This is a genomic window from Pseudoalteromonas sp. S327, from assembly GCF_005886415.1.
GTDB classification, from domain to species: domain Bacteria; phylum Pseudomonadota; class Gammaproteobacteria; order Enterobacterales; family Alteromonadaceae; genus Pseudoalteromonas; species Pseudoalteromonas atlantica.
In genome coordinates, this window is the sequence record NZ_PNDP01000018.1 from 1 (window position 1) to 18,972 (window position 18,972).

Below are 18,972 nucleotides of genomic sequence, written 5' to 3' on the forward strand. Positions count from 1 at the left end.
ATTAATAGATCATAAGCAGAACATACTTAGACCAAAAGGTGATCAGAGTTTTCACACAGTCTGTGCCAATTGCAGACAGTGGTAACGCCCAAATTTAGCGCGGAAAGCAGCGCAGCGGCTTGACGTCGCAGCCCAGACTTTTTGCTGGTGATAAAATTTGTTTGTTATACGCCATCAATAAAGCCTAGTAATGCACTAATAGAGCTAAAAAACAGAGGCTTGTTATCATGTGGTACGTTATGGCCCGTTTTATTAGTAACCATATGGATAGAATTTGCATTATTGATGATCATTGACTGGTGCAAATCCCGCCAGATCTTTTTACCCTGCACACTATGCCCAATCCACCAGTCACTTTCATTTAATTTTGATGAAGTGACTATAACTACAGGAATTTTATTGGCAATATCGTCATCAGCAATCATTTTCTGATGATAAATTTCCTGTAGGAGATCCCATTCAGGCTGGTTATTCATCATTCCGTTTAATTTAGTAGTATCGCGTTTCGCCCACGTTGCGTCGTATTTATTTAATTCACTATCAAACAACTCATGACTTGGATCGATCAACAGTAACCCTTTTACCCGCTCGGGATAAGCAGCAGCAAATGCTCTGACATGCAAGCCACCAAAGGAGTGACCAATTAAAATTAGATTTTCTTTTGCGTTAATAGTCGAAAGCAGTTTTTCGAGTCGTTGATTTGAACTAGCTAAACTAACGTCTTTGACAACCTGAGATTTTCCATTCCCAGCACGAGAATATATAACTGCTCTGATATTTAATTTTGAAAGGTCTGTTAATAACGGGTGCCAGTAAGCTAAGCCCATTCCGATACCTGATTCAATCACCAAAGTTTTGCTTCCAGCACCGATATCGATGTATTCCATTTGAATGCCATCAATAACTAAGAATCTTGGTTCCTGAGTTCCCGCAATGACTGGACTGGCATATAAGACAAATAAAAAAAATGTTAATCGAAAAATCAAGCGCAACTCCTGTGCGTATAACGAGGCTGGAGGATAAGTTTAACAGCCAAAATGGGTAAAAACGAGCTCCTGTAATCGTTCCTCAGCACTTTTTCGGCATTAGGAAATACATTTGAAACCCATAAACGGGCTTATTTTCTTTAAAAGGAGTAATTCTAACGCCCCACACCCAAATTATGCGCTGCCGAAGGTGATCTGCATTTATTTGTAAGGAATTTATAGCGACTCTACACTTTCTCTCCATTTTTTGAAGGAAAACCTATCATTATATTCAATTCGTTTAGCTACTGCTCTAGGGCTTCGGCCTAAATACTGAGAAATCTCACTTGCTGTCATCTCAAATTCAACAACCATCACTCTTAGTTTTTCCAAGTCGATAGTACTCCAAGGTTTACCGTTATTTCTATATTTTAGAGCAGCTTTCTCTCTGACTTCTACTCTTTGCTTCCTAGAAATTTCCCTGACAGTAAGAACATCTTGGAGTTGAATCTTAGCTAAAGAAAAAGCGGTTGGCGGAGTTGTAGACTTATTAATATTTTTGATTACAATTTTAGAAGCATCATCAAGATCAGGCAAACAATCAAAATCAATATTTATTTTTCTGACTTTGGTATTTTCAATCTTACCCAAAATACTAATATCATTTAAATTAAAAAAACCTCTCAAGTCGAAAGTTTTTATTATTCTACTCTGAATTAAACTTTCTATTATAGTTGCTTTTTCGTATGTGTAGTTTGAAAGAGGAAGTGCCCAGACACATAAGTTTGGAAGGTATTTATTATGTAATATTTGTTCCCATTCATTCGAAAACTTTTGATTTGATGACAGTAAATTTTTTGGTTCAATTGATGTGATAGTTGTTGATGCCCAAATTTTTTTAATATTTGCTAAATTTTTGTATTCTTTAATATGGTTATGAACAAGATATGAAGACATCAAGCTATACACATCTTCTGACTCATCTACGTTGTAGATCGTTCTGTTACCTCGAAGATAACCTTCGTAGTGTTCACTCATTCTTATACCAACATTTACACTAACACCAACATAAACTATTCGGTTTAATGCACCTTTATGGACTATCAAATAAATTCCACTACAACCAGAGCTTTTCGCTTCTTTAAGTGAACCAAGACATTTCCATTTCATAACATGTTGATTCCTCGATTGATGCCTAACACTTTAGTATTTATGCAGCACGCAGTTTGTGTTGCATAATCACTTGAACAACTTTATAAGAGAACATTTTTCTTATTTTAACGCGAAAACGTCCATATTGTATGGACTTATATTCTTAGCGAATAGTGTAAGCCACTGCCAACTATAAATATTATGCTTACTGTAGCTTATTTAAACATTTATAAAAGAGGAAAGTATTCACTTATTTTTACTAAGTTAATGACGACTCACCTGACTGACCGATTATCGCTCTTTGACGAAGTTCGGCTCTGTGCCAGCGGACCTTCAATCGTAGCTCGTTTTTGCCCCAAGACGAGTTAACGTAAATACTCTATAGGTCGACTTTGAGCGAAGCAGTCAATCAAAAGTTTTGATGTCTGAAGTAAAGATTTGATCCTCGTTGGCTTTTTCAAAACGAATGGGCACGAGCTTTTGTAATAGTGGCAACACAAGCAAAGGCTCAGAGCGATTATCAACACAAACAACGGCATTTGCACTACTCAGTGCTCTCACCAATGCGTTAACAGGGGTTATATCGTCCAAAGACTCAATAAAACAATTGTCTTTCTCAAACTCACTTATATCGTCGAAATACGCATCAGGCGAAAAACAATATAACTCAAGCGGCTTAACTACCGCGTTATTGTTGTTTGATAGTTTTTTCCCTAACACGATGAGTAGATGAGCTTTTTTATCCAATCCGAGCTTAAGCAAAAGCGTATTTATTAAATCCATGTACTTCACTGAATACCTAAATAAAATAGCGTCATATTTTTATCGTGCATTATTAGGTACATTAAAACAATAGCTATTTTGATGAATTACCAGCGATTGCGCTATGCACTATGCACTATGAGTAAGTAATTTAATCCATTCATCTGCGTTTGACACAATGAATTGATATTTATTGCCATCTTTTAATACGACTTCAATTGCATCATGTGTATAAGGCAAAATACCTGCAACTTTACCAGTGCACTTACTCACTTTTACAATTTCACGCCGTGAAAACGTATAAGGCCCTAACCCAAATTGTGCATTAAACGGTGAAAAATGAATATCAGTGTTGGTTAGCCAAAATTTACCGTCGGCTTTAATCGTCCCTTTTTGAATTGTGGCGGTTGTCGATTTGATTGTTATTGCTTGCATAATAATATTCCTTTATGTGGCTATTAATGTGTCAGTTTTATCGCTTTTAAGTCATTACCAAGTGACGACATTTAAGCTGACTGTATTACCTTTTCTTGGTTCGCCTACCGTTAATTAATGCACCCAACCACGTATTTTTAACTAATAATAAATAACTTATTTGACCAATAAGTAATGTAACAACCACGCTAACTATAAACTTTACTAAAACTGGCCAACCAGTATTAATCAATGGCATCTGAATATAAATCAGCACTGGCACATGTATTAAATAAATCCAATATGATGCATTTGAGATGCTGCGACTGAGCTTACTTTGGTGATTTAAAAAACGATGCCCAAGTAAAAACGTTATGGCGGTTAACAAAATAACACTCAGTCCTTGTGATAAAACATGCAATACATTCAGCTCTCCCGCTGCGGCAAAATACCCCGAAGTTGCGGCGGCAATCACTTCATCTAAGCTTGGCGCGGCTGGTAATAAAGAAAAATAACCAGTCAGTGATAGTGCAACACCCAAAATAAGAGGCCATAAGTACTTATGATATGAGCAAATGAGCTGCTGTTTTTTATTAAGCCCCACTCCCAACCAATAAAAACTGCCGTAAAAACCATAGGACCATAACTGTGGCGTGAGTTTATCAGGAGCAGGAAATGGAATAGATTGCCCCATTAATGAAAACGTTAACACGATGGGAAGTACAACCCACATAAATAAAGGGTGAGCGCTAAGCGCATCAAATTTATTGCCTAATAAGTTAGTTGTTTTCAACAACCAGTGAATTAGGCAAAACTGGAATAAGTTCCACAAAAACCATAAGTGCATAGTGCTAACAACAGGCTCTTTAATAACTTTAAACACAGCAAAAATCGGCGGTATTGGATTAGCTATACCGGCTCCAAAAATCAAGGCATGGTAGTAAACGGCAAAGCTGAACGGTAAAAATACAATAAAAGGCAGTAGAATATGTTTACTGCGATGATGTAAAAAGCGCGCGTTGCTCGATTTATCTATTAAAAGTGCACTGCAAAACCCTGCAATAATAAAAAATAATGGCATCCGAAATAAGTGCAGCGTATGCGTAATATAATCAAATAGACCATGTGTGCTTGGGTCTGCCGTAAACCAAATATTGCGAAAGAACGGACTGTAGGCTAAAGCGGCATGAAATACGATGCCGAGCAATAGCGCGAGGCTGCGTAAATTATCAATGTAGTGTAATCGACTGTCTTTATTCATTAATGTGCCCAACTAACTTTTATTAATAAAGCATAAATGAATGAGGTTTCATGACACTAGTCACAAAGCTCATAGCCCGAGCTATGACAGATGTCACTGTTTTTACAACGCGAGTTCTGCAATAATTGCTAAAAAAATATGGCCACAGTAATGGAATCAACTATACGACATACAACCGATTGGCATTTCTCAACATTGGCATCGTGGCTTGGGGTGACATTGGCGTGTGCCTATTATGCCAACTCAGAATTAGCGCTATATTTGCAAATCATAGTAAGTGGTTCCATTTTAGCTATTTTGCTGTATGTGTTAAAACAGCCTAACAAATTTGTTCACGGCGTAGCACTTGGCTATTTCCTGCTTATTTTGGCAATGATACAACTGAGTTCAACATCCTTAGTTTTTATCCACCTAGTGATGTTTACCGCGGTTTTTAGTCCTCATTTTTCGCTTCCTAAGATACTGGCTTGTGTTGTGGCCGCCATGCTGGTGTATGGTTTAACGCATTATGCGCGCTGGGAAAATGGCATTCCTTGGATCACGTTTACAATTTGGTTTTTCTTTTGCTTGATGAATTGGTTTGTTAGCCGGCGTATTGTCGAAAGTTTAAATACACATTACCAATCCCGCCAAAACTACAAAGAGTTAAAAGCCACCCAACACATGATGGGGGCGATGCATGCAGCGCAAGAGCGACAAAACATATCACGCGAGCTCCATGATTCGCTCGGCCATAAGCTTACCGCGCTCAGCATTAATTTAGATTTTGCTAAAAGAGCTGCAAATGAAGCCACCGTTGAAACCCTCTCTCTTTGCCACCAACTTAGCCAAGAAGTATTGGCTGAAGTGCGCGAAATCGTTTCCACTCAGCGCAATGACAAAACGATACTTAAGCAAGCTCTTGAGGCCATTTGCGAACTGACACCTAATTTACACTGTGATCTCCAACTAAGTAAAGAGACAGAGCAGCTACCTCAAGACTACGCCCTGTGTGTATTGCGGTTTACCCAAGAGATGATCAGCAACACCCTTAAACATACCCATGCAAACCATTTTACTTTGCATGTAAATGTCACCCTCGTTGGCGAACAGCCGCTGTTAGTTGCAAAAGCGTATCACAATCAAGCAGAGACCCATTTACCAAAGCAAGGGAACGGATTAGCAGGACTAAATGAGCGAATGGCACAATTTGGCGGTGAATTTTCACAACACCTTGAGCAAGAAACATTGATCAATACCATGACACTACCACTAAATTTAGAAGAAAAAAGCCATGATAAAGTGCCTACTAGTTGAAGATCAGACATTAGTTCGTTTAGGCCTCGCTAATTTACTTAACCTCGATAGCGCCATTAATATCGAAGCCCAAGCTGAAGATGGCTTGCAAGCGCTTACACTATTAGCTGAGCATAGTTTTGACATTGCTTTACTCGATATGAGAATGCCGAATTTAGATGGGCTCGGCGTGCTGCAAAAAATGCGTGAAAAGGGTGATAAAACCCCTGTGCTGATCATCACCACATTTGAAGATTGTGATGTATTAGTCAAAGCCCTTAATCTAGGTGCTCGTGGGTATGTGCTTAAAAACATTGAACTTGAAGAGCTCATTAGCGCTATCAAGCAGGTCGTTGCAGGTGAGCGAGTATTGCAAAGTGCGGTGACTGATTTTTTACTCAAAAAGCAACTAAGCCCTCAGCTCTGCTTAACGGACAAAGAACAAACCGTATTGCAGTGTTTGTCTTTAGGTATGCCAAACAAAGTGATTGCCAAAAAATTAGATAACTCTGAGGGGACTATTCGTAATCATGTGTCACAAATTCTTGCCAAATTAGACGTAAAAGACCGCACTCAGGCCGTTATAAAAGCCATTAATCAAAACCTAATTTAACACGCGAACAACACCAAATTACTATTTTTATTAGGCTTAAGTGGTGCAATCAACATAAATAAGAGTAAACAAAACCAACTAATAAACAAACAGGCGACTATCCATGCGAGCTTTTCTTGGCGTTCCACTTTTTGTGACCTAGCAATGAGTATGATTGGCATCACCCAAATCTTGATTCCAGACATTAAAGATCTTCAGTCTGCTCATGGCACCGAACCGCCCGTCGACTCTAACTCATAATTGTCCAAAAAGAGTTTGTCTGGTCGTATCTTCACAAATAAAAAAGGCGAACATTTCTGCTCACCTTTTCTAGAGTTATAGTTTGGGGAAAATGCAGTTTTTTAGACCGCATTTTTCTTTATAGAGTTTTTAGTTTTAGATTGGGAATATTTAGACAATTTAATAGCCCCAATCACATGGTCGTTATTATAGTTTGGGAATTTTTAAACTTTACCATAAATCCTTTGCTCTAAGTTTTTTACTTTCGCTTTTGAGCTCCTAGCACACTCTCCAACCTTATTTAAAATAACCTCTAATTTACTTGATAAACCTTCTATGTTTTTCCATCCCTCAAAAGTATCTTGTATCAATTTACTTTCTGCACTTGAACAAGCGGTCATGAAATTATAAACAACCCATTGGGCGCCTTCTTTTGGAATCCGCTTTAAAATACGGCCTTTATTTTTTGAAAAATATGCAGCAACAAACTCTCTATTTTCTGCAAAAAATGCTGGAAACTGGAAACGGTAATCAATAACAAACTCAGTAGTTGAATCATTGAGCAGTAACTCATAAAACGCTTTAATTTGCTCCTCTTTTAATGTGTAGCCAATTGAGTCCAAAACATCTTCTTTAAATGTAATGTCACCACTATTGAACATAGCTAAAAGCGCTAAATATTCACTGTCTGTAGAGTTTGCGGCGGCTACTCGTAGCACGGAACTGCGTGCCGGCAAATCAATAACTTTACCTTGTTTTATTTTTCCTTTAGCAAAGGCTATTGCACTGTCAGATTTCAAATAAACACCATAAAACGAAAGCCAAGCTCCACCATTTTCTTTGTTAAATACAGTTTGCCAATCAATAATCTTTGGTAAGTTTGCTTGTAAATAACTGCTGTAATGCGCTTTTAAATCGCTTGGTACAAACTCAATAAACGAGTCTATTAGACTATTCAGTGCTTTTAAGGATTCAACACTGTCTGTAGGTAAACTATTTAGCGTTAGTACTAGCGTATCAACATAATCCATATAATCAATGAGCGCTGCGCTTGCCAATGCATCATTATTTTCCATATAAGACAGCTTTTCTGCATCACTGAGCAAATGAAGTGGAAATTCAGCATTATCTGTTTTATCAATATACCTAAAGTAACCCACACCTTTGGTGTCTATAAAAACCTGCGATGAAGGCGAAACTTCACTCAATAACATTGCTTGAGTATTTAACAGAACATTTTTATAAGAAACCTCATTGCCAACATTATAAATTTTCAATGTAAGCGGAATGCTCCACAATTTATTTTGCCTAAAGAAGTTATCTTGCTTTAAGTAAAGTGCATCATCTTTACGATACAAGGTCACTAATGGATATGATGACTGTTGTAAAAATGAGGAGGCCACTCCTACTAGGTTTTTAGGGATATAGCGTTTAAAGCTATCGAATGACACAACTGTGCCTTGAAAAGTCTTTACATACTCGCGAATTGACTCTTTAAATTCATCCCCCCCCATTGCCTGCTCAAGCATAGCCAGTATAGAAAAGCCCTTACTGTAAACAAGCTGACCTGTTCCATCTTGCTCTGAAGCTACCTTCACTTCAGTAATTACAGCTCGATCCATGTCGTTGTCACTTTCTAATGAACTTGATTGTGGCGTATAAGTACACTGTGCTTCTGTGGGATAAAAATGAGTCACTACTTGTGCAGCAAAAAACTCGCTAAAAGACTCATTCATCCAATAATCGTCATACCACTGCATAGTGATATCGTTACCAAACCACATATGTGCAACTTCATGAGCAACGAGTTTTCGGAACACGCACATATCGTAGCTACTTGCTCCGGCCGAGGGAATTTCTTTTGGGCTAAGCGCAATTAAGCCAACATTCTCCATTGCAGCAGAAGAGTCAAACGGTGCGATGAAGAAATCTAATTTGTCGTAAGGAAAAGGCTTACCTAAGTAGCCTGACAAATAATCAATTGTGTTATTGATTAATAGAGGCAATTCTTCATGATATTGATACTGTAAACCTTGTGGCGAAAACAAAGTACTCTTGTATTTAGTCTCCTCCATTTTCTTGCTATCAAACATACCTACGGCGATTGCTAAAACATCTGTCGGAATTACAGCCGTTTTTTCAAACTTAATCGTTTTTTTATTTGAATCAATTTTTGTAGAAAGAGCACGTGTATTGTGAAGCGCCGTTAAATTTGAAGGGATGGTTAAAGTAAACTGAAATGATGTTTTTTTATCTGGTTCATTTAAACTAGGGAAGACTTGCCTAGCAAGCATTGGCTGAAATTGTGAGAAAATATAATCTGCTTCGGCACCACTTGTTTGTACAAATAGACCCTGTCCATGACTAGAGAATTTCCCAATAAACTTAATAGCTAACTTTGCCTGACCACTAACGTTGTGATCGAGCTTATGCTTAACAATGTCATAGTTATTTGCCGTTTCAACCGGTAAGTTTGTTGATAATTCATCCATTAAAAGTTCCACAGACTGAATATTTAAACCATGGCTGTGGTAGCTAATAGTATCTGTTGGTGAAGAAATATCTAACGATAAAATTGTGGTGCCACTAAAGGTAGGTTTTGATGGATCTAATTCTAAATTGACGATTTGTGAATCTAGAGTAATTTCTTGGGGTAGCCGATAGTTATTAACTCCTGTCGCGTAAGAATAAACACTACAGAAGAAACAAAAAGCTAAAACATACTTCAAGCAATATTCCTTCATTTAATTTGCTATAAAACTCCGACACTAACAGCTACCTTATTGAAATAAAAGTTATTTTATAATTAGAATTAGAACAGCCATCATCTGGAATACATAAACAAATTGAATTCAGCAACCTCTATTACATGGATTATGAAACGAAGCTACAACTTGCGCATAAAGAATTAAGTGATAAAGGTGTTTGGAAGCCGAACTACAATCCTCCACTTGTAAAGTTGTTACGCAAACTTGGGCTATATTTACCACCGCATTATTATCAGAGTTTTTTCGCAAACGTTATGCTTTGTGTGGCTTTTTTTGCTCCGGTTTGGGGAATCTTCCAATGGTTTCTAGTGTGGAGCGAGCTAGGTAAACCAGTTTTAGAAACAGTTTATATCTCGTTACTTACTGGCGCATTGTTTAGTTTAGTTATGGCAACCATCTACTACATTAGGCGCAAGCAATTAAATCTAACAGACAGGGGTTCATTGAGAGAATAAGCCCAAAACCTACAAACTGTTCAAGAGGGATTCGTAACGCGTGGCATTTGTACTATGCGTTGGTTTTAGTGTTTAAGGCGATATGAGGTGACTTCGGTAACGCTCACCCCTTAATAGAGCGTTACCGAATAAATACTCTAATACGTTTTTGTCCAAAGACGAGCTTGAACGACCGTCCTGTTTTCGCTCCAATAAGACCCCGAAAAGTGGCTCGTATAGCTATCTAGGTTAACGCTTTCAAAAAACAGAAGTATATTTCCGATAACTACCTTTGAAGTCCTAGAAACGGAAGTTTACTTCCGTTTTGTAAGTTTATAAGCTGGTGTCTAGTGAAAGCTGGGAAGTCCAGTGATAATTTTGCTAGTTGTCTAAACCCATGTGCTAATAGTTAAAGCATGAGCAAACATTGATACAGTTCAAATGCTATTTAGTAATTGAGCAGGACGCTTTCAAGAAAGCAGGAAAATAAGCGGCTAGAGTTAAATAAGCGTTATTATAGAAATAACTATATTTAAGTACTTTTAAATTTCACTTGCTGTGATTTTACTAACAGTAGGATTCATCAAAATTTGTTGTTTATAACCGTATTCTAAAACCGTATATGTAGCGCTTACTCGTATTTGAGCCACAAACCTACCAGTCTAATATTCTTAATATTATGCAGGTGGCGTTTTTAATACCTATAAAAGGCTAATCAGTAATAGCGCTATTAAGCAGTGCAGTAACAACCACTGGTTTTATTAAGTAACAGTTCGCTGTTAAATCCAGCTACAAGATTATTTATAACCGTTTCAACAAAACCACTGCCCTGCGCGCAGCCAAGCCCTTGAGAAAGTGGGCCGGCATAAACAAAGTCACCTTTATCGTTAATCACCACGGCAGCTGGTGTAGCAGGGAGCAGTATTTGTAAAGAGGCTGTTTGCTCAATATTGATAAGCGTAATATTTTGCGCTTTAGAAAACGCAGCCAACTGTTTTAAATGGGGCAGGGCTTGCTTGTTGCAGCCACAGTCAGGGTCAGTAACGATAATCAACGAATTATGCTTTGCTGCTGTAAACCCTATGTGTTGTTTAAATTTAGTAAACCACCCTGGTTGCTCAAGCACGCCATAACTGTCAAAAACGCGCAACTGATTATATTGATAATAAACTAAACCAGAAACCGTCAATACTAACCACAGAGCAATCACTGCACTCGTTTTAATAGATGAGTTACTTAAATTTAGCAATGCTTTGCTCTAATACCGCAATACTTACGTCGATCATTTGTACTTTAGCGGTTAGCTTTTCTACCACTTTGGTATCTTGATATTGGCTTTGCTGCATTTGTTCTGTGCTTGAGGCTATTTGTTTTGTGTTTACAGCTTGCTCAGCAACAACTTGCGCTACAGAGTGAGTACTCTGGCTGACAGCTTTTATTTGCTCACTCATGGCGCTTATGTTTTCTTTCATGGTGGTGCTGATATGCGTTAAATCAACAACAAAATCGACACACTGGCTCATAGATTGGGTTGACGTTTTACTGTTTGTAACTAAATCTTTTAATGTTAAAGCAATTTTATCTGTCGTGGCTTTACTGCTTGTAGCAAGCGTTCTGACTTCATCGGCTACAACTGCAAACCCGCGGCCATGCTCACCCGCTCTTGCGGCTTCAATGGCCGCATTAAGCGCAAGTAAGTTAGTTTGCTCTGCAATGCCTGATATTTCATTTAACAACCCTGATATTACATCGCCAGCGGCCACTAAATGATTTATTTGCTCTTCTGTATGATTAAGTAAATTAAGTAGCTCCGTGCTTTTAGTGTCTGTTTGCATAACGTCATTTAAGGCGCTATTGGCAGCTTGAGTAATGTTATCTACTTGCTGCTTTAATACTTCGCTTTCATGCTCAACTAAGCTAAAACCCTGTGCAACTTGAGCACCAGAGTCAGCTATATCATTAGTTTGTTGCTTTCTTTGCTCTGCCCCGCTTGCTAGCTCATCGTGTACGTTTATTAATTGCTGCGAATTTTGCTGCAGTGAAAGAGACTGCGTTTGCACTTGTCTAATTACATCTGATAAATAACCCAATAAAGTATTAAAGCCCGCTACTGCATTGCTATTTTTATCATCGGCCCTAAGCGAAAGCTGTATATGCTCAGGGTCTTGCATAATGGCTTCGGTCGCTTTGGTTAAAGACACGCCAGCTCTGCGCTCTTGTTGTAGTGTTTTAGCAATATAGCCTGCTACAAACACTTCTACTATTGCATAACCGGCATGTATAAGCACCGTAGTAAACGCCAGTCTGTCAGGGTCAAATACATAAAAACCGGTGTTTTGTGTTTGTAAAAAGTAAAAGCTTAAATGATGAACGGCCACAAAAATAATGGCCGTAATAAACACCTGCCACTGTACAAACATAATCAACATGGCCATTAAGATGAATATTTCGAAGTGTATTTCTATTAACCCAAAGGCTTGTTGTATGTGCAAAAAAGAAAACATCATAATTGCCGCAGCAACAACATGACCTGTAATTGGGTTATTTTTCTGAGTTTTAAGTAACCATATAGGCATTAAACTTAAAGGTAGGCCGACTATGAATGCTTGTGTAAGTGTCCCAAAGTACAAGCCTAGGGCGATAGACTCTACAAACAAAAAAATGAATATTATGGTGAATAAACGACTTACACTATTCATAAATACCTTTAATTATTAAAATTTTTTTAAACAAAATCAGGGGTTGTACGTATTAGCTAATAATTACGACCACATTTAATTATCAATATAGCCTAGCTTGCCAACTTTACTTAATAATTGATAAAACCGCTTTAAACTCAGGTAATGCTGCGTTTTTTGTCCACTGAAAAATGATACTTTCTACGCTTGTAATTATTGCCCCTGCCTGTTGTAACTGCTCTAGAGCTAGCGATTTATGCATCGTATTTCGTGAACCCACAGCATCTGCCGCTACATGCACCTCAAATCCTTGGGCTATTAAATCTAAGCAGGTTTGTAACACACATACATGCGCCTCTGTGCCTATTACTATAATTTGTGAACGCGTAAGCTTTGTAAACACAGCATTAAATGCAGGCTCATTACACGCACTAAAATGTGTTTTTTCAACAGTCTGTGCGTTTATAAGGGTGTTTTTTAAAAGCCTGTTTGTACCACCAAGCCCTTGAGGATATTGCTCAGTCACTATGCTAGGAATTTTAAAAAGGGCGCTTACTTTGGCAATTTTTATTGCCCACTCTAGTAAATCAGAAAATTCGCTAATAGCGGGAGAAAGCTTATCTTGAATATCTATCACTAATAACACGCTGTTATTTGCAGATAAATTTTTGTGACTAACCATAACACCCCGTTTTTAAGTAATTATAATTAGTAAGCGTAGCTTAAATGGTTATAAATAACTAAACTAGTGCTTTAATTTAGTTGTTATAAGTTGTAATCCACATTTTAAAAAATGTGCTATATTTAACTTTTATATGTATATCCCCTGCCCTAGAGCGAGTTTATTAGTGCGATTGAGTATTTTGTTTTTTCTCTTCACCACTGTATGTTTTCTTTGTATTACTAGCGTATCGGCCTCCACAAATTATGCTCAACAACTACAACGAATATCTACCGATGAAGGTTTATCCCAAAATTACGTAACTAAAATTTTGCAAGACGATTTAGGTTATATTTGGATAGCTACAGCGCAAGGGCTTAATCGATTTGACGGCTACACGGTAACCCCTTTTGATGGCGGATTTACTCTTAACGAAAACTTCATCACTACACTATTTAAAACGCATGCAGGCAATATAATTGTTTCTACTGAGCTTGCCGGTGCCTATTTAGTTAACCCAAAAACGTTAACTACTCGTAATATATTTTCGGGCAATCTTGCAGGTAATACAGCTAGTTTCGCTTCTATTGAAGCGATAGCCCAACACCAAGATACCTTTTACCTTGCCATTTTAAACAACGTGTATTCACTTAACTCTAAAACAAATTCACTTACTTTAGAGTTTACTATAGGCAATGAAAACAGCGTGGTGCGCGCATTAAAATATTACAAAAACACGCTATTTATAGGCACACAAACGGGTTTATTTAGCTACGACCTAAAAACAGAGTCATTAACCCCTCTTAATTTACATACTCCCGATAAACAAACAGTCGATAACAGTAATGTTAAGTTTTTATCTGTAGACCCCGCGCTAGGATTATTAGTTGGCACCGTTGAGGGCATGTACGCGTTAAGTTTAAATAGCTCAGCAGGAGCAGCTGCAGATAAAAGCACTAAAAGCGTGATTGCTGATTACAATATTTGGGATTACAGCAATACACCCTATGGCGAATTTATTGCCACAGAGCATGGCTTGTTCGAATTTAACCGAGAAAAGGGCACCACTGAGTTAATTCTTAGCTTTGATCAAAGTAAATTTAATATTACCGAAAATACTATTAACGATTTAATGGTCGACTCAAGTGGCGTGTTTTGGCTGGCGTCCCGCACTCAAGGCGTGCTTACTTGGTCAATAAACACACGGCGCTTTAACAAAATCACCCTACCCGAAAACAACTATATAAACAGTATTTACCAAGACGATGATTTAACTATGTGGTACGGCACCGACAATGGCCTTGCTCATGTAAATGCTAAACACAAAACAACCTACTACCTTACTTCGCAAGACCCTAAAGCGGTTTATGGTGAATACGCTATTTTTGCAATTAATAAAGCGCATTTAGATTCCACTTCGCGGTATTTATGGCTAACGGGGTACTACAATTTAATTTTATTTGACAAAGAAACAGGCACAGCCGTTGCTAAAAAAGATTTAAATAACGCACTGTCTGAAGGTGCGGTTATTTATGGTTTGTCTGAGGTAGCCCCCGACACATTCGCTTTTTATAATGATCACAGTTTTTATGTTTATAATGGTAAAACAGGCTTAACGCGCGAAATTAACGGGTTAAAACAACATGTAAACCCTTTAGAGGCCTATACTTTTCATCGACCTTTTGATGATTACCCAAATGAATTTGTATTAAGTACAACTACCCACTTCTACCGGTTTAACGAGCAAACAAACACCCTTACCACTATTTATAAAACCAGCAAAAAAGACAGCCAAAATTACCACACAGTCGAAAACTGGTTAACCGATAAAAATAACATTTTATGGTTAGCAACAACCAGCGAAGGCCTAGTGGGTATTGATGCGCAGAGCTTTGAAAAAAAGCACCACTTTAACGTAAGTAACGCCTTAAAAACGCAGTCTATTTATTCGCTTATTAGCGATGAGTATGACTATTTATGGTTTAGCAGTAAAAATGGTTTGTACCGCTTAAATACCGATACGTTAAGACTGCGAGTTTTTACGGTAAAAGATGGTTTATCGGTTAATTTATTTAGCACTTTAGGGGCAATTACGCTTAAAAATAACACTGTAATGTTTGGCAGCAGTTATGGTGCGATTTCGTTTAACCCCGCTGAGTTTTTACAGCAAAGCACGCAAACAGCAACCTCAATAACCGATATTACATTAATGTCGCGCGATTTAGACTATCAGCCAAATCAGTTTGCCACCTCTGCATTGCAATTAACACATGAAGATATGGGTTTGGAGGTCAGCTTTTCTAACTTTGATTTTCAAAATAGCGCGGAAACACGTTACAAAATTACGCTTCAAGGACCTACTTCGCTAGAGTATGATGATTTAAAAGCAAACAAAATATTTTTTACAAAGCTCCCACCAGGTAATTATCAATTAAAGGCCAGCGCGTATAATTTTAATAGTGCGACTGAATCAAAGCCAGCGCTGTTAAATTTTAATGTGGCATACGCGCCGTGGAAGTCTCCTTATGCGTATGCGGCTTATATTTTAATTATTATAACTGTGCTGTGTTTACTGTTTTGGCAATACAGAAGCAGACAACTAGCCATAGCTAATGCGCAAAAAGCGACAATACACTCGCAAAAACAAACGGAGCTTGCGCTCAGTAACAATAAAAGTGGCATTTGGGATTACCATTACAACGACGATTCGGTAAATACAAACCGAGGGAGTGAGCTTGGGTATACTAATTTGCCAAACCGTATTCCATTAAAACATTATTTAGCTTTAATTCACCCTGAAGACAAACCTCGGGTTATTTCGCACTGGTTAAATTTTACCAAACAAAAAAAGCATGAGCATTGGCAAGCAACTTACCGGTTAAAGCATAAGCTTGGCCATTGGTTGTGGTATCAAGATTTAGGGCAAATTATTTATGACGAACAAACAAATAAACCGGTATCTGTATCTGGCATATATACCAACATAACAGAGCAACGTGCCAATGAGCAGCAAGCCAACATTTTAGGTGAGGCGTTTGGGCAAATAAACGACTGGCTGCTTATTTTAGATAATAATTTGGTGCCGGTTTCTGCAAATAACAGTTTTATAAAAACCTTTTCGCAAACTCATAAACATCCGCTTAGCTTAAAAGTGTTTGTTAATGCGATAGGTAAAACGCAATGTAAAAGCTATGCCAGCACATTAAAAAGCTTAACAGCAAAACAAAATTGGCGAACTGATGCCGTTATTAAAACTGCAACTAACCCGCACCACCCCATACATATAAGTGCCACTGCAATCGCTAAAGATACACATAGCATAAGTTACTATGTGATTGTTATTTCGGATTTAACCGAGCAAAAAAAGGCAGAAGACGAGCTGCGTTATTTAGCCAACTTCGATCCCCTTACACAATTGCCTAACCGCAGTTTAATGCATCAAAAAATTGGTAAATCGATTAAAAAAGCTCATCAGCAGCTCACTCAAAGCGCTTTACTATTTATAGATTTAGACAAATTTAAACCGGTAAACGACACATTTGGTCACGCAGTGGGAGATCAACTACTGTGTAATATTACCCAAAGAGTGAGCGCTATGTTGCCAAGTAATGCCACACTTGGCCGCCAAAGCGGTGACGAATTTTTAGTGCTTATTGATAACGTAGAAGACATAGCCGCACTTAATAACATAGTCAAAAGTATCAGCTCAGAACTTGCCAATAAGGTCATTATCGAAGATTTTTCTATTAATATATCAGCCAGTATTGGCGTGGCTTTATACCCATTTGATGCCAGCTCGACCGATTTACTGATCAGAAACGCCGATGTAGCCATGATGCATGCAAAGCAAGCAGGCAGAAACGGGTTTAAGTTTTTTAACGACTCGATGAACGAGCAAATAAAACAAAAGCTCATCCTCGAAAACGATTTAAAAGACGCCGCGAAAGATAATCTATTATTTAATCACTATCAACCCATAATAGACACGCACGCACAAACAATAAATGGGGTTGAATTACTTATGCGCTGGGAAAATAACGGCCAATTTGTCTCGCCGGCATTATTTATCCCTATTGCTGAAGAAACAGGCCTGATAGAAGCATTAACGGAGCAAGCTTTAGAGCGCGCGCTAACTGAGCTAGCCCCTACATTGGCCAGCAACCCATTGTTTTATATTTCACTTAACTTGTCGCCAAAGCACATTTTAAGGACGAATATAGCAACTAAGCTGACCAATATATTAAAACAGCATCAAATGAGCCCAGTACAATTGCGCCTAGAAATAACAGAAAACATACTGCTAGAAGACAAGCAAAAAGCCGCAAAGCAACTACAAAAGTTAAAATCGGCTGGTTTTAAGCTGTTACTCGACGATTTTGGCACCGGCTACTCATCACTTACTTATTTGAGCCAGTTCCCTATTGATGTCATTAAAATAGATCAAAGCTTTGTTAACAGCATTGGGATGGATAAAAGTGATGAGTCGATCATCAAAACCATTTACACTTTAGCTCAAAACTTAGCGCTTTATTGCATAGCCGAAGGCGTTGAAACTAAGCAACAAAAAGCCTTTTTAGAAGGGTTAGGTTGTCATGTTTTACAAGGTTATTATTTTGCAAAACCAATGCGGGCAGAGCAATTACAAAACCCCGAAACACATGAGCATATTCACACTTTAATAAAAAGTTAGCTATGAATATGCTGGCATTCGTGGCTTTCTATTTGTAGTACGCTGCTTTTAACATTAAAACGCGCAGCGAGGAGTTTTTCTATTTTTAAGCGGCAGGCTTCATCGTGCTTTTCAATTGTACAATGCTCTTTTAACACCACGTGAGCGCCGACAATAATATCGCTGTCTTTGCGCGACACCGTCACATTATGTACGTTATGCACATGTTCTAAATCGGTAATTGACTGCTCAATATCCTTCACTTTAGGCAACTTAGCGTTATTAAAGAACAGCCCTTTAATACAGCTCGTGATCACTTTACCGCCGGTAAATAACACAAACGAGGCAATTAGCATGCTCGATAAAATATCAATAATGCTCCAGCCCGTAAAATAAATAAGTACGCCAGCTATAAACGTAGAAATGGTCGATATAATGTCAAAAAACGAATGTAAAAATACAGCGTACACATTAATGCTTGCTTTGCGGCCTTTATAAAGTACCCACGCTGCAGCACCATGAAATAAAAACCCCACAGAGGCAATACTCGACATTAAAAAGCTGTTTATTGCTAAATCATGGCCATCGTTATGATGGGAAATTCTCTCTACACCTTCATATAAAATAACGGAGCTTATCGCCAAATACAGTAAACCATTAATTAAACCACCAATGAGCTCAGCGCGTTGATAGCCATCGTTATAGGTTTTAGCAAAATGAATTGCTAAGCTTGAGGCAATAAGGGCAATAAATAGCGAGCTATTATGCACAAATAAGTGCCCTGCATCGGCAAGTACAGCAAGCGAATTAGCGTAATAAGCGCCAATTACCTGAATTACCATAAATGAACATGTTATCGCTAAAGCGATAAGTAACCGACGACGAGACGCCTGGTGTGTAGTGATTTCTGTCATGAAATGCTTGAAAAACCTATACTTAAAATGCAAATAAGCCGTCAGGTGGCTTAGAGTAGAAAAGGGTAATGATATACAGTAGCAATTGTAATACGAAGCCCTCTTAAACGCACTAAAAACTTAGCAAAATAGCTAAAGTTGTACTAAATAACATAGTAGGAACAATTAAATTGTATGTAAAATCAAC

At 38.0% G+C, this 18,972-nt stretch carries 14 protein-coding genes; 4 read left to right on the forward strand and 10 right to left on the reverse strand.

Annotation, left to right across the window (positions count from 1 at the left end):
• Positions 1-164 precede the first annotated feature (164 nt).
• From CWB60_RS07160 to CWB60_RS07180, 5 genes are all read right to left on the reverse strand, one after another.
• Positions 165-986, reverse strand: coding sequence for an alpha/beta fold hydrolase (locus tag CWB60_RS07160; RefSeq protein WP_054981798.1), 822 nt, complete (start codon positions 984-986; stop codon positions 165-167).
• 216 nt (positions 987-1,202) lie between these two features.
• The gene (locus tag CWB60_RS07165; RefSeq protein WP_054981797.1) at positions 1,203-2,135 is read right to left on the reverse strand and encodes a GIY-YIG nuclease family protein; all 933 of its coding nucleotides are present in this window, start codon (positions 2,133-2,135) and stop codon (positions 1,203-1,205) included.
• A 387-nt stretch (positions 2,136-2,522) separates the two neighbouring features.
• Positions 2,523-2,900 (reverse strand): hypothetical protein, encoded by a 378-nt coding sequence (locus CWB60_RS07170; RefSeq protein WP_024605377.1) that lies wholly within the window; start codon positions 2,898-2,900, stop codon positions 2,523-2,525.
• A gap of 108 nt (positions 2,901-3,008) precedes the next feature.
• Positions 3,009-3,314 carry a hypothetical protein gene (locus tag CWB60_RS07175; RefSeq protein ID WP_138578570.1) on the reverse strand — a complete coding sequence of 102 codons (306 nt, stop codon included), beginning with the start codon at positions 3,312-3,314 and terminating at the stop codon, positions 3,009-3,011.
• An 85-nt stretch (positions 3,315-3,399) separates the two neighbouring features.
• Positions 3,400-4,554, reverse strand: coding sequence for an acyltransferase family protein (locus tag CWB60_RS07180; RefSeq protein WP_138578572.1), 1,155 nt, complete (start codon positions 4,552-4,554; stop codon positions 3,400-3,402).
• Positions 4,555-4,704: 150 nt separating this feature from the next.
• Here CWB60_RS07180 and CWB60_RS07185 point away from each other — a divergent pair, with 150 nt between their 5' ends.
• Entirely contained in the window at positions 4,705-5,850 is a 1,146-nt protein-coding gene (locus CWB60_RS07185) for a sensor histidine kinase (RefSeq protein WP_138578574.1), read from the forward strand.
• Positions 5,828-6,442: a response regulator gene (locus CWB60_RS07190; RefSeq protein ID WP_024605373.1), complete on the forward strand. Its 615-nt coding sequence runs from the start codon at positions 5,828-5,830 to the stop codon at positions 6,440-6,442. Before CWB60_RS07185 ends, CWB60_RS07190 begins: the two co-directional genes overlap by 23 nt.
• 443 nt (positions 6,443-6,885) lie before the next feature.
• Here the strand turns inward: CWB60_RS07190 and CWB60_RS07200 are convergent, their stop codons facing one another.
• Positions 6,886-9,390 carry a M1 family metallopeptidase gene (locus CWB60_RS07200; protein ID WP_171036129.1) on the reverse strand — a complete coding sequence of 835 codons (2,505 nt, stop codon included), beginning with the start codon at positions 9,388-9,390 and terminating at the stop codon, positions 6,886-6,888.
• 140 nt (positions 9,391-9,530) lie between these two features.
• Here CWB60_RS07200 and CWB60_RS07205 point away from each other — a divergent pair, with 140 nt between their 5' ends.
• Positions 9,531-9,884, forward strand: a complete 354-nt coding sequence (locus tag CWB60_RS07205; RefSeq protein ID WP_138578580.1) for a DUF6404 family protein — start codon at positions 9,531-9,533, stop codon at positions 9,882-9,884.
• 709 nt (positions 9,885-10,593) lie between these two features.
• Here the strand turns inward: CWB60_RS07205 and CWB60_RS07215 are convergent.
• The 3 genes from CWB60_RS07215 to CWB60_RS07225 form a co-directional block, all read right to left on the reverse strand.
• Positions 10,594-11,112 carry a DUF6436 domain-containing protein gene (locus tag CWB60_RS07215; protein ID WP_138578582.1) on the reverse strand — a complete coding sequence of 173 codons (519 nt, stop codon included), beginning with the start codon at positions 11,110-11,112 and terminating at the stop codon, positions 10,594-10,596.
• The gene (locus CWB60_RS07220; RefSeq protein WP_064387029.1) at positions 11,096-12,562 is read right to left on the reverse strand and encodes a methyl-accepting chemotaxis protein; all 1,467 of its coding nucleotides are present in this window, start codon (positions 12,560-12,562) and stop codon (positions 11,096-11,098) included. The genes CWB60_RS07215 and CWB60_RS07220 overlap by 17 nt, the downstream gene beginning before the upstream one ends.
• A 106-nt stretch (positions 12,563-12,668) precedes the next feature.
• Positions 12,669-13,223, reverse strand: coding sequence for a hydrolase (locus CWB60_RS07225; protein WP_096042859.1), 555 nt, complete (start codon positions 13,221-13,223; stop codon positions 12,669-12,671).
• 133 nt (positions 13,224-13,356) lie between these two features.
• On the opposite strand from CWB60_RS07225, the gene CWB60_RS07230 reads away from it, so the two are divergent.
• Positions 13,357-17,892, forward strand: a complete 4,536-nt coding sequence (locus CWB60_RS07230) for an EAL domain-containing protein (protein WP_349304172.1) — start codon at positions 13,357-13,359, stop codon at positions 17,890-17,892.
• Here CWB60_RS07230 and CWB60_RS07235 read toward each other — a convergent pair.
• Positions 17,889-18,785, reverse strand: coding sequence for a cation diffusion facilitator family transporter (locus tag CWB60_RS07235; protein WP_029774437.1), 897 nt, complete (start codon positions 18,783-18,785; stop codon positions 17,889-17,891). The two genes, CWB60_RS07230 and CWB60_RS07235, sit on opposite strands and share 4 nt — an antisense overlap.
• Positions 18,786-18,972: the final 187 nt, after the last annotated feature.

Coding starts and splice junctions, on each gene's coding strand:
- CWB60_RS07165 (WP_054981797.1), bottom strand. CDS start 2,135: ATGAAATGGAAATGTCTTGGTTCACTTAAAGAAGCGAAAAGCTCTGGT.
- CWB60_RS07170 (WP_024605377.1), bottom strand. CDS start 2,900: ATGGATTTAATAAATACGCTTTTGCTTAAGCTCGGATTGGATAAAAAA.
- CWB60_RS07175 (WP_138578570.1), bottom strand. CDS start 3,314: ATGCAAGCAATAACAATCAAATCGACAACCGCCACAATTCAAAAAGGG.
- CWB60_RS07180 (WP_138578572.1), bottom strand. CDS start 4,554: ATGAATAAAGACAGTCGATTACACTACATTGATAATTTACGCAGCCTC.
- CWB60_RS07185 (WP_138578574.1), top strand. CDS start 4,705: ATGGAATCAACTATACGACATACAACCGATTGGCATTTCTCAACATTG.
- CWB60_RS07190 (WP_024605373.1), top strand. CDS start 5,828: ATGATAAAGTGCCTACTAGTTGAAGATCAGACATTAGTTCGTTTAGGC.
- CWB60_RS07205 (WP_138578580.1), top strand. CDS start 9,531: ATGGATTATGAAACGAAGCTACAACTTGCGCATAAAGAATTAAGTGAT.
- CWB60_RS07220 (WP_064387029.1), bottom strand. CDS start 12,562: ATGAATAGTGTAAGTCGTTTATTCACCATAATATTCATTTTTTTGTTT.
- CWB60_RS07225 (WP_096042859.1), bottom strand. CDS start 13,223: ATGGTTAGTCACAAAAATTTATCTGCAAATAACAGCGTGTTATTAGTG.
- CWB60_RS07230 (WP_349304172.1), top strand. CDS start 13,357: ATGTATATCCCCTGCCCTAGAGCGAGTTTATTAGTGCGATTGAGTATT.
- CWB60_RS07235 (WP_029774437.1), bottom strand. CDS start 18,785: ATGACAGAAATCACTACACACCAGGCGTCTCGTCGTCGGTTACTTATC.